Consider the following 17715-nt stretch of genomic DNA (forward strand, 5'->3'; position numbering starts at 1 on the left):
GGGGCAAACCATGACACAGCACAACCGTGCTAAATCCTCGGTCTTCACGCCGTCGGGCAGGATCCAGTTCGGCATCTTCTTCCAGGGCGTCAACTCCGGCACCATATGGAAGGCGGCCGAATCCGGCTCGCAGACCGATTTCGAATCGTTCCGCCGCCTGGCTCAGACCGCCGAGCGCGGGCTGTTCGCAGCTTTCTTCCTGGGCGAGGGCCTGCGCCTGCGCGAGCACCTGGGCCGGCCGCATGCGCTGGACGTGGTGGGAAGGCCGGACGCCCAGACCATGCTGGCAGCACTGGCATCGGTGACCAAAAACATCGGGCTCGTGGCCACGCAGAACACCACCTATAACCACCCCGCGGACCTGGCCCACCGCCTCTCGTCCCTGGACCTGATCTCCGGCGGCCGGGCCGCGTGGAACATCGTGACCACGGACAACGCCTGGACCGGCGCGAACTTCCGCCGCGGGGGCTACCTGGACCATGCCGACCGCTACAAGCACGCCGAGGCCTTCGTGGAGACCGCCAAGCGGATCTGGGATTCCTGGGAGACCGGGGCAGGTCCCGCCCGCCGGGTGCTTCATGAAGGTCAGCACTACACCGTGGACGTCACCCCGCGGCTGCCGAGAAGTGCGCAGTACAGGCCGGTGCTCTTCCAGGCCGGCGACTCCCCGGCGGGCCGGGACTTTGCCGCCCGCCAGGCGGACGTCATCTTCTCGGCACACCCCAAGTTCGAGGCCGCCGTGGAGTTCCGCAAGGACCTTGTTGAACGTTCGCTGGCCGCCGGCCGGGGAGCCAACGCCGTGCAGATCATGCCGGCCAGCGAGTTCATCCTGGCCCCGACTGCCGAAGAGGCGGCCGCGAAGAAGGAATGGGTGCGCAGCCTGCAGATCGGCCCGCAGCAGGCAGTGGCTTACCTGGAACAGTTCTGGGGCCGCGAGCTGTCCGACTACGATCCGGACGGCCCGCTGCCGGAGATCGATCCCGTGGTGGAAGAAACGTCCGAGACCCGCGGCAGCGGCTTCCACGGCGCCAAGGCGCGGCAGCTGGCAGACCAGTGGCGGGCTGAGGCCAAGGACAAGGGCCTGTCCATCCGCCAGTTCGTCACATCCAAAACGGCCCGCATTGATGCGACGTTCACGGGTTCGTACACGGCGGTTGCCGACCAGTTGGCCGAGTACGCCCGCGTAGGCGCTGTGGACGGCTTCAACATTTCGCCGTGGCTGGTTCCCACCGGCCTGGACGATATCGTGAACCACCTTGTCCCGGAACTCCAGGAGCGGGGTGTGTACCCGACGGAGTACGCGGGCGCCACGCTTCGGGAGAACCTGGGCCTGGAGATTCCGGCGCGTACTGCGGATGAGGCCGCGGAGACGGTCCGGGCGTGATGCACGTGGCTGCTTTGGGGAGAAGGGCGGCCGACGGCGGCGGGGCGGGTGACGCCGTCGACCGTTCCGCCGACGACGCCGGCACCCGCGGTATTGTCAGGCTGCAGCTGACGGTGTGGGAGCTGTTGCTGTAGCGGGGTCAGCGGGCAGCAGTTTCCAGGTGCCGTTCCGCCTGCCCGGCGGCCGGCAGGGCCGGGCCGCCGCGGGTGAGCGCCAGCAGGCTCAGCAGGGCGATGATGCCTGCCACGAGCATCACGATGGCCATCGGCACGGCGCTCTCTTCGCCGGCGAGGCCCACCAGCGGCGAGGCGATGGCGGCCAGCGTGAACTGGAGCGCGCCCATCATTGCGGATCCGGTGCCCGCGTACTTCTTGACCTGGTCCGTCGCCAGGGCTGCGGCGTTGCCGAAGATGAAACCCAGTGAGGAGATCGCCAGGAAGAGCAGCACCAGGGTCGGGAACAGCGGGGTGTTCCCTGCCGTGACGACGGCGAGGAGGCCGGCGCTGAAGACCACCAGGCCGGAAACGCCGATGTATGTCATGCGAAGCGGACCCAGCGTACCGACCAGCCTGACGCCAACGATGCTGGTGACGGTGATGCCCAGCGCGTTCAGCGCGAAGAGCAGCGAGAACGCGGTGGGGTTCAGCCCCAGGATATTTTGGTAGACAAAGGGCGAGGCTGAGATGTAGCCGAACATGGCCGCCATGGCGAAGGCGAACGCGAACGTGAAGCCAAGGTAGCGCCGGTTGCCCAGCACGCGTCCGGTGCTGGCGAACAGCTCCTTCACGCCGCCCTTGCTGCGGTGTTCCCGCGGCAGGCTTTCCTTCACGATGATGATGGAACCGATCACCATCAGCAGGTTCAGGACAGCCAGGGCCCAGAACACACCGCGCCATCCGGCGAAGCCGATGACACCGCCGCCGGCCAGCGGCGAGAGGACCGGAGCGATGCCGCCCACGGCCATCAGGATGCCGAATTGCTTGGCGGCGTGCACACCGCGGGCTGAATCAGAAACGATGGCGCGGGCCAGGACCACGCCTGCCGCTCCGGCGAACCCCTGGAGGAAGCGCATCCCAATCAGGGTTTCGATGTTCGGTGCCACGGCGCAGAGCACACTCGCAGCCAGGCAGACGAAGGCGCCGATCAGCAACGGCTTGCGCCTCCCGAACTGGTCCGACAGCGGGCCGATGACCAGCTGGCCGACTGCCATGCCGAGCATAAAGGTGGTGAGCGTCAGTTGGATACTGGCTGCGCTGGTGTTCAGGTCCGCCATCATTTTCGGGAAGGCGGGCAGGTACATGTCGATGGCAAAGGGGCCCAGGGCGCTGAGCAGTGCCAGCATGGTCATCAGGGATGCTGATGCTTTTGTAGACGTGGTCATGTGATGGATCGGTTCACTCTCGTTCGACGGCTTCATTATGTTGACATATGTATGTCTGCATAACAAAATTGAAGAATGGAAAAAGTGCATGAGGTAGCGAAGGCGCTCCTTGACCTCGCCTGGTGGGTTCAACGCAAGGGACCCATTCGTGCCGGGTTGGAACCACTGCCTGTCACGGAGCGGGTCATCCTCGGATATCTGGAAGGCCATGACAGGTCCAGCGTCACGGAAGTGGGGGCCGCGCTGGACATCAAACCGTCGAATGTTTCGGCCGCCGTCCGTGAACTGGGCGCACGCGGGCTGGTGGAAAGGGTCCCGGATTCGGACGACAAGCGGAAGTCGTTGCTCTCCCTGACGGAGGAGGCGCGCCGGAACAAGCGCAGCATCGACGCCGCGGTGACGGGTTCGCTCGAAGACGTCCTGGAACAGCTCCCGCCCGAACACCGGGAAGCCCTCTACGCCTCCTTGGAGGCCTTCAGTGACGTCGTTGACCGCCTGCGGACCACGGACCGGTAGCGCAGCAAAAATCCCCGCCTCTTTGGAGCAGGACGGGGATTCTTCGCGCGGGCGGGCTACTTCTTGGGCAGGCCGGGCGGGTTGAGTTCGGACTACTGGATGGCCTCCGAGGACAGGCCCCAGCGGTCCAGGATTTCGGCGTAGCTGCCGTCCCCGATGATCGTGTTCAGCGCTGCCTGGGCTGCGGCGGCCAGGCCGTTCCCTTTCTGGGTGGTGAACGCGATTTCGGCCGTCAGCGGCCAGCCGCCGTTCAGCGTTCCCACTTCCTTGGTCTTGCCGTCTTTGGCGGCCTTGTAGGCGGCGCCGGCGTTGGGGCCGAACGTCAGGTCCGCACGGCCGGACTGGAGGGCCAGCGTGGAGGCCGAATCGTCGTCGTAATACTGGAACTCAACCGGCGCGAGGCCCTTGGCCTTGTTCTCCTCATCCCAGCGCACCAGGATGGCTTCCTGGTTGGTGCCCGAGCCGACGATGATGCGCTTGCCGGCAACATCCTTGGCTTCCTTGATCTCGCCGATGGATGAATCAGTCTTGGCATAGAAGCCCAGCAGGTCGTTGCGGTACGAGGCGAAGTCGAACTTCTCCTTGCGTGCCTCCGTGACCGTGACGTTGGACAGGACGGCCTCGTACTTGCCGGATTCGACGCCCAGCGGCCAGTCGGCCCACGCCACGGGAAGCACCTCCACCTCCAGCCCCAGGGTCTCGCCCACCGCGTAAGCGATGTCCACTTCGCTGCCGATGAGCGTTTTGTTATCCGTGGCGAACAAGCTCAGCGGCGCGGTGCCGCCGGTGGTGACCACGGTCAGTCTGCCATCGGCCTTGATGGCTTCCGGGACCAGCGCTGCAGCGGCCGCATCCACGGTCACCTTGACGCGGTTCTGTTCCGGCGTCAGGTTGAACGTCTTGCCGCCCGCATTGGCGGCGGAGGCCGACGACGGTGCTGTCGCCGCCGTTGCGCCCGGGTCCGAGCAGGCGGCAAGCGCCAGCAGCGACGAAATTGCGAGGGCCGTCCCGACAGCCTGTTGTATCTTGATCCTGACCATGATTGCCCCTTGGAAGTGAGTAGTGATGCAGCGGAAATTCGCTTGTTGCAGCAACTATCCGGGAGCCTCCGGGGCCAATCAAAGCCCGCCGAAACGGAGCGAGACGAGGGGTAACTCCGGTTAATCGGACGTCAGGGTCCGTCACAAAACAAGTAGTGCCCTGGGTGGTTCCTTCGAATGTGAGTACTCGCGGCAAAAAGACGGGTGGCGACTACGCGTGTGCACCTTCGGCTATCCCTCTACGGTGGGGTGGAAGCGGCCGGAGGGGGCCGCATCCACGGTCTCACCAGGAGTATCTTCATGCCTACTGCAGCGCCCAAGTCCGTCTTCGCCCGTCGCCTCGCCGCCGCGGTTGTCCTGCCTGGTCTGCTGACCAGCACCCTGGTTTTTGCGATGCCGGCCACCGCCGCGCCGGGCCCGGCCAGCGGTATCTGCAACGGGGTGGTGAACCAGCAGGCGCACCGGGGCTTCGTGCAGGAGAACCTGCTGAAGGCCGCAGCCAGGAAGAATGCAGCCGTCATCGCTGACCTGCAGGCCGAACGCGCCACGCTTGAGACTGCTGCCGAATCCCTGAAGGCTGAAATCGCCGCTACGGACCAGCAGATTGCTGGCTTGGAGGCGGAGGAAGAAAGGGTGGCTTCGGCCGAGGCGGCTGCACAGAAGGAGCTCACGACTCTTGATGCCGACGCAGCAGCCATGCGGCAGGCCGTGGCAGATGCCGAGGCCGCCATCAGTAAGCTGCAGGCGGACGGGGACGCTGTTGCCGCGGAGCTGTCGCCGCTGCAGGCGGAGCTGGACGCCGCGAAAGCTGACGCCGCTGTCCTCCATAAGGAGGCTGATGACCTGACCCGACGGATTGAGGCCAACATTGAAGCCCTCGTTTCAGCCGAGGCTGACCTCACCGGGCTGCAAGAGGCCGCCACTCGGGCCAGCAATGACCTGTCCGTCAAAGAAGCCGAGATCCTGGCTGCAGAGGGCCAGCTCGAGACGCTGGTGACGCAGGCGCAGCAGGCGGCTGCCGCCGCCGACACTGCTGCCACGGCCGTGAGTAACGGGGAGGCAACGCTGACCGACTTGGAACAGGCTGGCACAACCGCCCAGACAGAACTGGACGAGCAGCTGGACTGGGTAGCCGGCGCCCGCGCACTACTCACCAGCCTCCAGGGAGCTGCCGCAGAGGCGGACGCAGCCGTGACGAACAAGAAGGCGGAGATCAGCACTGCGGAGGGTCAGTTGGCCATCCTTGTGGCAACGGCAAACGATGCCGACGCGGCCCTCGACAACCAGAACACCACGATCGGGGCAGCCCAGGAAGAACTGAAGGCGCTGCAGGTAAAGGCGGCAGCCGCAGCCGCGGCTGCGAAGGCCAACGCTGACCAGTTAGCGACGGCCCAGGCTGCCATCGCCACTCTCCAGGGCCAGATTAATACCGCTAACGCCGCAGTCACCGCCAAGCAGTCGGAGCTCACCCAGGCCAAAACGGAGCTTACGGCTTTGGAGGCAAAGAAGGCTGGCCTTTTATCGGACATTGCTGACTTGGAGGCTCAAATCGCCGCCATCAAAGGCGGTGACAACTCGAATTCGAGCAAAAAGCGCGAGCTTCAGGAGAAGCTCGCAGGCAAACAGGCGGAGCTTGCCAATGTAACCATCGACATCAGCGGCAAGAACAACCAGATCGCGCTCCTTTCTGGTGATCTCACCAAGCTGCAAGCTGCCGTCGATACGCTCAACGGCCAACTGCAGGCCAAGCAGAAAGAAAGCAGCGCCCTCCAATTGCAGACGGTGCCGCTGCAGGCAGCGCTGGATGCTGCGAATGCCGCCGTCACGTCCAAGGAAACGGCGATCGCAGCACTGAAACTGCAAGTGCCAGCGCTCCAAACAGCCGCGAGGGAGGCGTACAGCGCAGTTGAGGACAAGCAGGACGAATTGACCGACCTTTACCATCAGCTGCCCGGCCTGGAGGACGCTGTCGCAACTGCCGCCAGCGCCGTGGCAGCCCAGGGGAAAGTCGTAGCAGACCTCGAAGCGGAACTGCCGACCCTCAGGGAAGGCGTGGAGGCGGCGAACGCGGCAATCGCCACTCAGAAGGAAACCCTGAAAAGCCTCAATGCTGCCCTCACTCAGGCACTGGACGCACAGGCGGCCGCAGACAAAGCTGTCGCGGACAGGATCGCCGACCTCGACTCCCTGCGGGAACAATTGCCGGCACTCCAGGCAGCTCTGATCGCAGCCGACGACGCCGTCACACAGCAGGCCACCGAAGTTAACTCGCTGAACACGCTTGGAGAGGCTCTTGCAGGGAACCTCGCCGGCCTCAACGCAAAGATCACGGCCAGGGAAGACGAAGTCCTGGACCTGCAGACCAGGGTGGCGCCGCTTCTGGACCAGCTGACGAAGATCAACGGAGAGATCGATGCAGCAGACGCCGCCCTCAAGTCCCTACAGGCGCAGCTCACCACAATGGACGGGCAGGTTACAGCAGCCCAGGACACTCTCCGGGTTCTGCAGGCGAAGAAGGGGAACAACAGCGGGCCGATCAAGGTGCAGAAGGACGTCGTAGCCGACCTCCAGTCCAAGATGGCGGACGTCCAGAACCAGATCAAGGCCATTGACGGTTCAATCCTGTTGGGCGGCTGCGTCGCCTGACCTGATTCAACCTGCATCCCGGCGCGCGATGGAGGGCGTCAGGAAGGGAGGGGCCCGGCCGGTGGATCAGTCCACCAGGCCGGGCCCCTCTCGCACGTCCTGCAGGCGGACGTGACCGGGCAAACGTGCAGGGCAGAAATATCCCGGCGCCCGTGGCGGTTGACCACAGTGAGCGCGCCGTGACCCGGCGTGCCCACAACTACGCAACGCATTCGAAAGGCCGGCACCGACGTGACGCTTCCCCTCTCCATCCTTGACCTGGCAACCATCGGCAAAGGCCAAACGGCGGCGGAGAGCTTCGCGGGCAGCGTCGCCATGGCGCAGCGGGCGGAGGAGCTTGGCTACCGGCGGATCTGGTACGCCGAGCACCACAACATGTCCGCCATAGCATCCTCGGCCACCAGCGTCCTGATCGCACACGTCGCTGCGCACACCAGCACCATCAGGCTCGGCGCGGGCGGGATCATGCTGCCCAACCACTCGCCGCTGACCATCGCCGAGCAGTTCGGCACCCTGGAAACGCTCCACCCGGGCCGGATCGACCTTGGCCTGGGCCGCGCCCCCGGCAGCGACCAGAACACCATGCGCGCACTGCGCCGGGACCCGATGTCCGCCGACAGCTTCCCGCAGGACGTCCTGGAACTGCAGGGCTACCTCACCGGCCCCACCCGGATCCAGGGCGTCGAGGCCACCCCTGGCAAGGGCACCAACGTGCCGCTGTACATCCTGGGATCCTCGCTGTTTGGCGCGCGCCTCGCGGCCCAGCTGGGCCTGCCCTACGCCTTCGCTTCGCACTTCGCCCCCAACGCCCTGCAGGACGCCGTGGCTCTCTACCGCCGCGAATTCAAGCCGTCCGCCCAGCTCGATGCCCCGCACGTGATCGCCGGCGTCAACGTAATTGCGGCCGACACCGCCGCCGAAGCGCAGGCAGCCTTCCGGGCAACACTGCGCGCCAGGGTGGGGCTGTTCTTCGGCGGTGGCCGCGAGTTCACCGATGACGAGGCGGACATGGTCCTGGACTCACCGCAGGGCCAGCATGTTTCACAGATGATGACGTATTCGGCTGTGGGCACGCCGGACGCGGTGATCGATTACCTGGACGGGTTCGCCAAGCATTCCGACGCCGATGAACTCATTGTGGCGCACCAGAACACCGGCACCGAAGCCCGGATCCGCTCCGTTGAGCTGCTCGCCGAGGTTGCCGGGCTGGCCCGGGTAGGAGCTAATTCGGCTGGGAGCTAGGCGGGAGGATCGGCCTTGTGCGGCGCCGGCGGGTGGCCGGTGGCCGCTGCATCGGTGCCGCCCTCTTCGTGGCCGGCCTCCTTCTTGCCGAACGGCAGTGCCTTGAGCAGCGGACCCACGACGGCCATGACCACAAGGCCCCAGGCGAGCCCCAGAACGGCCGAGCACAGGGTGTTGACGAGCCAGGCCAGCGAGGCGCCCACTACCGCGATGCCCTCGACAGGGTGCTCGAGGACATGGACCAGGTCGTACGGCGCGTGCCAGCCGAGGTCGTACGCCCCCTGCAGCATGATGTGGCCACCGACCCACAGCATGGCGACGGTCCCGATCAGGGTGATGCCGGCCAGCACGGCGGGCATGCCCTTGACGAGCAGCTCACCGAAGCGCTGGGAACCCGCGGAGTCCTTGGCGGCCAGGTGCAGGCCGATGTCGTCCATCTTGACGATGAGGGCGACGGCTCCGTACACAAGCACCGTGATCACGAGGGCCACGAGCACCAGGATGAACGCACGGACCAGCAGGGACTCGGCGGCCACCTCGTTCATCGAGATGACCATGATCTCGCAGGACAGGATGAAGTCGGTGGTGATGGCGCCCTTGGTGACCTTGGCCTCGGCCTCCGGGCCCCGGTCGACGGCCGGCGCGTCTTCCTCGGCCTCGTGGTGGCCGCGGAACTTGTGCCAGACTTTCTCGGCTCCCTCGTAGCAGAGGTAGGTGCCGCCCGCCATGAGGATGAACGGGATGGCCCCCGGAATAAAGGCGCTGATGAGCAGCAGCGCCGGCAGGATGATCAGTAGTTTGTTCCGCAGCGAGCCCCAGAAAATCTTCTTGATCATGGGAAGTTCGCGGGACGGGTCCCGCCCGGACACGTACTGCGGGGTGACGGCGGCGTCGTCGATCACCACGCCGGCGGCCTTGGCCCCCGCTTTGGCAGCTCCGGCTGCGACGTCGTCCACAGAGGCGGCCGCTATCCGGGCCAGTGCTGCGACGTCGTCCAGCAGGGCAACGAGACCGCCGCTCACAGCTGGTCCCCGGACGGCTTGGGGGCGGGCAGTTGGAGGCGGATGGCTCTGTCTTGGCGCGTGATTGGCATGCTCCGAGTCTATGGCGGCTGGCGGCCCGTCGAGAATGCCGGTTACCCGAAATGTGGCGTCGGAAGTGACCATGCCCCGTGGGACCGGGCTGCGGAACGCCCTCACGAGCGTCGGCAGGACCTTGACAATCACTAACTGAACCGGTTTAGTTGAATTTACTGAACCGGTTCAGTGGCCCATCTCACGGAACCATGACTCCGAAGGGCCCCACATGGCAGTAACCATCAGCGACGTCGCCCACGCGGCCGGCGTCAGCAAGGGTGCTGTCTCCTATGCCCTCAACGGCCAGCCGGGCGTCAGCGACGCAACCCGGGAGCGGATTCTCCGGGTGGCGAAAGACCTGGGCTGGAAGCCGAGCCTCCGCGCCAAGGGCCTCTCCTCCGCCAAGGCCTATGCGCTGGGTCTGGTGGTGGCCCGGGATCCCAAACTCCTGGGCACGGATCCCTTCTTCCCCGCCTTCATCGCAGGCATCGAAACCACCCTGGCGGAGCATGATTACACCCTGGTCCTGAGTGTGGCCACAGCAGCCGGCGCTGAAGAACGTGCCTACCGCAAGCTGGCCGACGGCGGCCGCGTGGACGGCGTCATCCTCACCGACGTGCGGCACAACGACTCGCGGATCGGACTCCTGCGGGAACTCAGCCTGCCTGCGGTGACGCTCAACCGGCCGGACCCGGACTCGCCCTTCCCCGCAGTGTGCATGGACGACACGGACGGCATCACGGCCGCCGTCGAACATTTGATCTCGCTGGGCCACAGGAGGATCGGGCATGTGGGCGGTGCCCAGGAATACATCCACGGCCGCAGCCGCCGCGAGGCCTGGGAGTCAGCCATGACCCGCGCCGGACTGGCTGCGGACCTGTTCGCCGAGGCGGACTTCACTGCGCCCGGGGGAGTGGCCGCCACCGCTGAACTGCTGGGCCGGGCGGACCCGCCCACCGCGATTGTCTATGCCAACGACCTGATGGCCACCTCCGGCCAGTCGTACGCGAAAACGCAGGGCCTGAACGTTCCTGGCGACCTGTCAGTCACCGGTTATGACAACGCCGAGTTCACCCAGTACCTGAACCCGCCCCTGACCACCATCTCCACCGACCCGATGCGATGGGGCAGGGTGGCCGCACAGGCACTCCTGGACCAGCTCAACGGCACGCATTCAGGCGAGGACACCGTCCTGCAGGCACCCGCCCTGCTGGTCCGCGCGTCCACCGGGCCCGCCCCGGCCGCCTCAATTCCGCACACCACCTCCACCTAAGAACCCACCCCGACCAGTCGAAGATCCCTACCGGGATCCGTACCAAGGAGTCGCAATGAAGCGCTTTACCCAAGCCACGCGAATATTGTCAGTGACCGCCCTGACCGTCATGGGGGCGGGCCTGGCGGCCTGCGGCGGCGGCAGCGGTGGCGGTACCGGCGGCGGTTCCGGCCCCGCCACGGAGGCCAAGGGCCCCATCAAAATCTGGTACTCCAACAACGAGTTCGAGGTGAAATGGGGCAAATCCATGGTGGAATCCTGGAACGCCGCACACCCGGAGGAGAAGATCGACGCCCAGGAAATCCCGGCGGGCAAGAGCTCCGAGGAAGTCATCGGAGCCGCGATCACCGCCGGCAACGCCCCCTGCCTGGTCTTCAACACGGCACCTGTTGCCGTTCCCCAGTTCCAGAAGCAGGGCGGGCTGGTGGCCCTGGACGAGTTCCCGGACGGCGCCCAGTACATCAAGGACCGCACAGGTGACCTCGCGGACCAGTACAAGTCCAGTGACGGCAAGATGTACCAGCTGCCCTGGAAGTCCAACCCCGTCGTCCTCTTCTACAACAAGGACATCTTCGCCAAGGCCGGCCTGGACCCGGAGAGCCCCAAGCTGGGGAGCCACCAGGAACTGCTGGACACTGCCCGAACCCTGGTGTCCTCGGGTGCCGCCACCACAGCCATCTGGCCCTCGCCTGCCAGCGATTTCTTCCAGTCCTGGTTCGACTTCTACTCCTACTACGCGGCCAATTCTGACGGCACTCCGCTGGTGAAGGACGGCAAGGCCACCTTCGACAGCGAGCAGGGCAAGCAGGTGGCCACGATGTTCCAGACCCTCTACAAGGAGAACCTGGCGTCCAAGGAGGTCTACCAGGGCGACTCCTTCGCCGAGGGAAAGGCAGCCATGTCCATGGCCGGTCCGTGGGCCATCGCGGCCTACAAGGACAAGGTGAACTGGGGCGCGGTTCCGGTCCCGGCAGCCCAGGCCAAGGCCGAGACGTCAACCTTCTCCGACGCCAAAAACGTGGCCATGTACTCCGCGTGCGAGAACCAGGGCACCGCCTGGGAAGTGATGAAGTTCGCCACCAGCCAGGAGCAGGACGGCAAACTGCTGACCGAGACCGGCCAGATGCCGATGCGACAGGACCTCCCCACGGTTTACGCGGATTATTTCGCCAAGAACCCGGCGTACACGCAGTTCGCCGAGCAGGCAGCGCGGACCGTGGAGGTCCCCAACGTCGCCAACTCGGTTGAAGTCTGGCAGACCTTCCGGACCGCCTATTCCAAGGCTGTCATTTTCGGCAACGAGAGCATCGACACCACGTTCAAGGACGCGGCGGACAAGATCAACCAACTGGTAGCCCAGAAGTAGCGGTGACCGCCAATGTCACTCCCCTCCTCTGATGGGCGCCCCGTCACAGGGAAGCCGGTTGGCGGGACGGCGGACCGGCGGCTGGTGCCCGGGAAGCGCAAAAGTTTCCTGGGCCCCCAGCCGCTGGGCCTGCTGTTCAGCGCCCCCTACGTCATCTATGTCCTGGCCGTCCTGGCGTTCCCCCTCGGCTACGCCGTCTACATGTCCTTCCACGATTTCTTTTTTACCGCTCCCCGCGTCACAGTGGACCGGCCGTTTGTAGGTTTCGAGAACTACGTCACCGTCCTGTCCGACCCCGCCGTCCAGCGCTCCTTCCTGAACATCGGCATCTTCCTCATCATCAACGTCCCGCTCACCGTGGGCCTGTCCCTGCTGCTGGCAAACGCCTTGAACCGCGTCACCCGGTTCAAGACGTTCTTCCGGCTCAGCTACTACGTCCCGTACGTCACGGCGAGCGTGGCCGTCGTCGGGGTCTGGCTGTTCCTGTTCCAGGAACGCGGGCTCCTGAACACCGTGCTCGGCCCGCTCGCTCCCACGCCGTCCTGGCTGGTCAACTCCTGGCTGGCCATGCCCACCGTGGCGCTGTACGTGACGTGGAAACAGCTGGGATTCTTCATCCTGCTCTACCTTGCTGCGCTGCAGAACATCCCCGATGAACTGTACGAATCGGCGTCCGTGGACGGCGGCAGCAAGTGGGTCCAGTTCTGGAACATCACCGTTCCCGGTGTCCGGCCCGCCAGTGTGCTGGTCACGCTGCTGGCCACCATCACCGGCGCGAACCTGTTTACCGAGCCCTATCTGCTCACCGGCGGCGGCGGTCCGGACGGAGCCTCGGCGTCACCCGTTTTCATCATGTACCAGCGGGGACTCCTGCAGGGTAACCCCGACGTCGCGGCCGCGCTGGGCGTGGTGCTGGTGATCGGCGTGCTGCTGATTGCCCTGATCCAGAAACGCCTCGTGGGCGGGAAGGAGGACTGATGTCCGTCACCAACGCGCAAAACGCCAAGAACGACGACGCCGCCAGCCAGCGTCCGGAACAACCGGAACCGGCCCTCCGTCCCGACTCGGGCGTCGAAAAGCGCCGCAACCTGGGCGTGGGCAGCTTCATCCTGCTGGCCCTCGGTGCCTTTGTTTTCCTCTTCCCGTTTTACTACATGCTCATCGGCTCGCTGCAGACCTCGCCGGACACGTCCGTGGCGGGCGCGTTCCCGGATCCGGGCAACATCACCGGCGCGAACTATGTGCAGATCAACGAGTCCATCAACCTGTTCCGCGGCCTGCTCAACTCGGGCATTTTCACCGGCGGCGTCATCTTCTTCACGGTGGTCTTCGGACTGCTGGTGGGCTACGCCCTGGCGCAGATGCAGTTCCGTGGCCGGGGTGTGGTGTTCGGCATGATGCTGCTGGTCCAGATGATCCCGTTCCAGCTTCTCCTCATCCCGCTCTACGTGATGATCGTCCGCGACTACGGCCTGGCGGACAGCTACCTGGGCATGATCCTGCCGTTCGCCATCAACTCCACGGCCGTGTTTGTGTTCCGCCAGTACTTCCTCCAGCTGCCCTCGACCCTGTTTGAGGCGGCCCGGATCGACGGCGCCTCCGAGCTGCGGATCCTGTGGCAGATCGCCATCCCGCTGGTCCGTCCCGCGATTGTCACAGCTGTCCTGCTGACTTTCATCGGCCCGTGGAACGAGTTCCTGTGGCCCTTCCTGGTCACCAAGGAACAGTCCCTCCAGCCGTTGGCCGTTTCCCTGGCCAACTTCATCTCCAACATCGCCGGCCAGGCCGGCAACCCGTTCGGCGCCATCCTTGCCGGTGCCTGCGTCCTGGCGGCGCCCGCCGTCGCGCTGTTCATTTTCTTCCAGCGCCAGTTCATCTCGACCAATATCGGTTCCAGCGTAAAGGGCTAATTCATGACCTCCCCCCACACTTCCGCACTCCCCACTGTCCCGTTCACCCTCACCCGCGCCGGCGTCATCATGACCCCCGAACCGGGAAACGAGTTTGAAGCCGAGGGCGTCCTCAACCCCGCCAGCGGCCGCGGCCCGGACGGCGAACTGTATCTGCTGCCTCGGCTTGTCGCGTCGGGCAATGTGTCCCGCGTGGGCCTCGCCAAAGTGGTCATCAACGACGACGGCGTCCCCACCGGAGTTGAACGCGAAGGCGTTGTCCTGGCTCCGGACGAGGGCTGGGAACGCGGCCTGAACAACGCCGGCACCGAGGACCCGCGGACAACCTGGGTTCCGGCCCTCGGCAAGCACCTCATGACGTACGTGGCGTACGGTCCGCTCGGTCCCCGGTTGGCGTTCGCGCACTCCGAGGACCTCCGGACCTGGGACCGCCTTGGCCCCTGCTTCTTCGAATACCAGGCCGAGCTGTCCATGGACCTGAACCTGTTTCCGAACAAGGACGCAGTGTTCTTCCCGGAGCCGGTCAACGATCCCGACGGCGTGCCCTCCTACGCCATGCTGCACCGCCCCATGTGGGACCTGGGCTGGATCCGTCCCGGCGAAGGCGAGCACCTGCCCGCCGGTGTCACGGACAACCGGCCCGGCATCTGGATCTCCTACGTGGCCGTGGCCGACGTCGGGCGCGACCTGCGCAACCTCGTCCACATGGGCAAGCACCGCCTGGTGGCCCTCAGCGAATTCCCGTTCGAGGAACTCAAGATCGGCGGCGGCCCGCCCCCGCTCCGCGTGGACGAAGGCTGGCTCCTGATCCACCACGGGGTGGCCGGCAAGATGGCGGCCTCCGCGTTCGATCAGCAGCAAAACGTCAACTACACGGCGGCGGCCATGATCCTGTCCGCGGAAGACCCGTCCAAGGTCATCGCCCGCAGCGACAAGCCGCTGCTGGCGCCCGAAACCGAGGACGAGATCTCCGGCATTGTGCCGAACGTGGTGTTCCCCACCGCCATCGAGAAAATCGGCGATCAGCTGTTTGTGTTCTACGGCATGGCGGACTCAAAAATCGGCGTGGCCACACTGGACCGCGTCTGAGGCGCGCCGCCGTCGGACTTTACGAAAACGCAACAATGGGGACTTTCGGGGGAAACCGCAGCGCCGCAGAATGAGAGAAGCGGCTGCCGTACCGGGCCGTTTTCCGCTGGAAAGGTTATGCAAATGCCTACTCCGTTAAACCAGAGCGTGGCGGATTCAGCGCTCCTGACCAAGTCACTCCCACTGGGCCTGCTGCGGGCGTTCGTCCAGTCGGATGCCGCAGATGAAGGGTTCACCCCCACCCTGCTGGCCGAACTCAAAGTCCTGGCCCGCGTCCCCGGGCTGCTCGTTGCCTGCAATTACGGCGGAACCCTGTGCGACGCAGAGGGTATTTCCACCGAAACCCTGCCCCTGGGCAGCGCGGCGATCGCACTCCGTGCCCTGGCCGCCCTGCCCAACACCCATGCCGCCGTCATCTCAGGGCGCTCCCTGCGTGACCTCGCCGCCGTCTCCCGGCTGCCTGCGGAAGTCCACCTCGTCGGCTCGCACGGCGCTGAATCGGACATGCAGTACGCGCACGTCCAGCCGCTGGCCACAGAGGTGATCCTCCAGAAAGTCAGCACCGCGCTGTCCGAGGCCGTGGGCTTCCAGGAAGGTATCTGGATTGAGCGCAAGCCAGTTGCGGTGTCGGTGCACACCCGTCCGGCAGCGCCGAATGTTGTGGAGTCCGTGACAGAGACTGCCCGCGGGATCGCCCGGGCCCACGGACTGTTCTTCATCGTGGACGGGTCCGTGCTGGACCTCTCTGTGGTGGAACCGTCCAAGGCCGACGCACTGGAGAACCTCCGGTCCCGGCTCGGTGCCAGTGCCGCCCTGTACGCCGGTGATGCCTACAGCGACGAACTGGCCATCGCCACCCTCCGCGGTCCGGACCTTGGCCTGCACGTTGGGCCGGGGGATACCCGCGCCGCGCACCGGCTGCGGGACCCCGAATCGTTTGCCCGGGTCCTGGCCATCCTCTTTGAGCTCCGGCGCGCCTGGCTCTTCGGTGAGGACGCCGTGGGACTCGAACGGCACACCCTGATCGGGAACGGTTCCTCCACCGCGCTGCTCACCCCGGACGCCAAAGTCTGCTGGATGAGCCACCCGCTGCCGGATTCAGGGTCGCTGTTTGCCCACATCCTCGGCGGCGACGCCGCCGGGCACTTCTCCGTGGAACCGCTGAAGAGCTCGCAGGTGCTGGGCCAGAGGTACGTCGACAGCACCATGATTGTGGAAACCCGGTGGGCGGACGTCACCGTCACTGACTACCTCGAACCCGCGCCGGAAGGCATCACCAGCCTGGTCCGGGTACTCTCCGGGACCGGCGCCGCAAGGATTGTTTTTGCGCCACGGCCGGACTATGCCAACGTGCCCTTCAGCATGGAGGCCCGCGGCGACGAACTGCACATTGTGGGCACGTCGGACCCCGTCGTTCTCTTCGCGCCGGGTGTCACGTTCGTCATTACCTCCGACGGCCGGCACGCTACGGCCACCGCCACTGTGAACCTGCAGGACGGCCCCGCGGTCCTTAACCTGCGCTGCGGGGACACCGAACCGCAATGTGCGGATCCGGACGGCGAAGTGGACCGGCGTTCCGGCGTGGCCCTGCACTCCCGCCGCTGGGTACAGGACCTGGACCTGCCGGCGGTGAAGCCCTCGCTGGTCCGCCGTTCCGCCCTGGTGCTGCGAGCCCTGGTTCACGAGCCAACCGGTGCTGTCCTGGCTGCCCCCACCACCTCATTGCCTGAGGGGATCGGCGGGACGAGGAACTGGGACTACCGGTACTGCTGGCTGCGGGACGGTTCCATGACAGTGCACGCGCTGGTGGATCTGGGCTCCACGGCCGAGGCGTTCGGGTTCCTGGCCTGGCTGGGCAGGATCCTGGAGCATGCGCCGGGCCCGGAGTGGCTGCACCCGCTGTACTCGGTCACGGGCGCCCAGCTATCCACCGAAGCCGTGATTGACAGCCTGCCCGGATATGCCGGCTCGCGTCCGGTGCGGATCGGAAACGCCGCCGACCATCAGGTCCAGCTGGACGTCTTTGGGCCGGTGGCCGAGCTGATCGATGCGCTCAGCGAACGGAACGGCGACCTGGCCGACGACCACTGGCACCTGATAGTGGAGATGGCCTCCGCCGTGCTGGCCCGCTGGCACGAAGCGGACCACGGCATCTGGGAAGCCCGGCGGCCGCCCCGGCACCACGTGTACAGCAAGGTGATGTGCTGGGTGACGCTGGACCGGGCACTCCGGACGGCCGCCCGGCACGGCCGGACCCCGGACCCCGCGTGGGAAACCACCGCCGGCACCATCCGTGACGAAGTCCTGCGTGAGGGCTGGGATGACTCGGCGAAGTCCTACACCGTTGCCTACGACAGCCCCGACCTGGATGCTGCCGTCCTGCACATCGGGCTGTCCGGCCTGCTGGACGTCCGCGACCAGCGGTTCCTGGACACGGTCACGGCCGTGGAACGTGAACTCCGGGTGGGGCCCACGGTCTTCAGGTACCGGTACGACGACGGCCTGCCGGGTTTGGAGGGCGGCTTCCACATCTGCACCACCTGGCTTATAGAGGCGTACGTTGCAGTGGGCCGGATCGAGGAAGCCTGGGACCTGTTCGACCAGCTGGTGAACCTGTTCGGACCCACCGGGCTGCTGCCGGAGGAGTACGATCCCAGCACGGAAACCCACCTGGGGAACCATCCGCAGGCCTACTCCCACCTTGGCTTCATCCGCTGCGCCCGGCTCCTGGACCTGCACAGGCCGGAGGTGAAGGCCCCGTAACGTTTCGAAACCAGCGGAGGGATTCCAGG

At 65.8% G+C, this 17715-nt stretch carries 14 protein-coding genes; 11 read left to right on the forward strand and 3 right to left on the reverse strand.

Translation table 11 applies throughout. The annotated features are described in order from the left end of the window. Positions 1 to 10: 10 nt before the first annotated feature. Together GUV69_RS16040 and GUV69_RS16045 are read left to right on the forward strand one after the other, a co-directional pair. A complete protein-coding gene (locus GUV69_RS16040) occupies positions 11 to 1384 on the forward strand; it encodes an NtaA/DmoA family FMN-dependent monooxygenase (protein WP_164204207.1) in 1374 nt (457 codons plus the stop codon). Then, positions 1381 to 1518: a hypothetical protein gene (locus tag GUV69_RS16045; protein ID WP_164204209.1), complete on the forward strand. Its 138-nt coding sequence runs from the start codon at positions 1381 to 1383 to the stop codon at positions 1516 to 1518. Before GUV69_RS16040 ends, GUV69_RS16045 begins: the two co-directional genes overlap by 4 nt. A 5-nt stretch (positions 1519 to 1523) precedes the next feature. On the opposite strand, the gene GUV69_RS16050 is transcribed toward GUV69_RS16045, so the two are convergent. Further along, the gene (locus GUV69_RS16050) at positions 1524 to 2765 is read right to left on the reverse strand and encodes a multidrug effflux MFS transporter (protein ID WP_164204211.1); all 1242 of its coding nucleotides are present in this window, start codon (positions 2763 to 2765) and stop codon (positions 1524 to 1526) included. A gap of 75 nt (positions 2766 to 2840) precedes the next feature. On the opposite strand from GUV69_RS16050, the gene GUV69_RS16055 reads away from it, so the two are divergent. Further along, positions 2841 to 3281: a MarR family winged helix-turn-helix transcriptional regulator gene (locus tag GUV69_RS16055; protein WP_164204213.1), complete on the forward strand. Its 441-nt coding sequence runs from the start codon at positions 2841 to 2843 to the stop codon at positions 3279 to 3281. Between the two features lie 92 nt (positions 3282 to 3373). Here the strand turns inward: GUV69_RS16055 and GUV69_RS16060 are convergent, their stop codons facing one another. After that, entirely contained in the window at positions 3374 to 4321 is a 948-nt protein-coding gene (locus GUV69_RS16060; RefSeq protein ID WP_164204215.1) for an ABC transporter substrate-binding protein, read from the reverse strand. Between the two features lie 300 nt (positions 4322 to 4621). Between GUV69_RS16060 and GUV69_RS16065 the strand changes: the two genes are divergently transcribed. Next, entirely contained in the window at positions 4622 to 6967 is a 2346-nt protein-coding gene (locus GUV69_RS16065; protein WP_164204217.1) for a coiled-coil domain-containing protein, read from the forward strand. Between the two features lie 231 nt (positions 6968 to 7198). Then, on the forward strand, positions 7199 to 8209 hold the full coding sequence (locus GUV69_RS16070; RefSeq protein WP_164204219.1) for an LLM class flavin-dependent oxidoreductase: 1011 nt from the start codon (positions 7199 to 7201) through the stop codon (positions 8207 to 8209). On the opposite strand, the gene GUV69_RS16075 is transcribed toward GUV69_RS16070, so the two are convergent. Beyond that, complete coding sequence (locus tag GUV69_RS16075; protein WP_164204221.1) at positions 8206 to 9231, reverse strand: DUF808 domain-containing protein; 1026 nt, start codon at positions 9229 to 9231, stop codon at positions 8206 to 8208. The genes GUV69_RS16070 and GUV69_RS16075 overlap by 4 nt on opposite strands. Positions 9232 to 9514: 283 nt before the next feature. Between GUV69_RS16075 and GUV69_RS16080 the strand changes: the two genes are divergently transcribed. The 6 genes from GUV69_RS16080 to GUV69_RS16105 all read left to right on the forward strand — a co-directional run bounded on the left by GUV69_RS16080 (position 9515) and on the right by GUV69_RS16105 (position 17686). Then, the gene (locus tag GUV69_RS16080; protein ID WP_164204223.1) at positions 9515 to 10558 is read left to right on the forward strand and encodes a LacI family DNA-binding transcriptional regulator; all 1044 of its coding nucleotides are present in this window, start codon (positions 9515 to 9517) and stop codon (positions 10556 to 10558) included. Between the two features lie 55 nt (positions 10559 to 10613). Further along, positions 10614 to 11924: an extracellular solute-binding protein gene (locus tag GUV69_RS16085; protein WP_164204225.1), complete on the forward strand. Its 1311-nt coding sequence runs from the start codon at positions 10614 to 10616 to the stop codon at positions 11922 to 11924. Between the two features lie 12 nt (positions 11925 to 11936). Further along, positions 11937 to 12902, forward strand: coding sequence for a carbohydrate ABC transporter permease (locus GUV69_RS16090; RefSeq protein ID WP_164204227.1), 966 nt, complete (start codon positions 11937 to 11939; stop codon positions 12900 to 12902). After that, complete coding sequence (locus GUV69_RS16095; RefSeq protein ID WP_164204229.1) at positions 12902 to 13834, forward strand: carbohydrate ABC transporter permease; 933 nt, start codon at positions 12902 to 12904, stop codon at positions 13832 to 13834. The genes GUV69_RS16090 and GUV69_RS16095 overlap by 1 nt, the downstream gene beginning before the upstream one ends. Positions 13835 to 13837: 3 nt before the next feature. Next, positions 13838 to 14923, forward strand: coding sequence for a glycoside hydrolase family 130 protein (locus GUV69_RS16100; RefSeq protein ID WP_164204231.1), 1086 nt, complete (start codon positions 13838 to 13840; stop codon positions 14921 to 14923). A 123-nt stretch (positions 14924 to 15046) separates the two neighbouring features. Continuing rightward, entirely contained in the window at positions 15047 to 17686 is a 2640-nt protein-coding gene (locus tag GUV69_RS16105) for a trehalase-like domain-containing protein (RefSeq protein ID WP_164204233.1), read from the forward strand. Positions 17687 to 17715 lie beyond the last annotated feature (29 nt).

Source organism: [Micrococcus luteus] ATCC 49442, from assembly GCF_010367585.1.
Taxonomy (GTDB): Bacteria; Actinomycetota; Actinomycetes; order Actinomycetales; family Micrococcaceae; genus Arthrobacter; species Arthrobacter luteus_A.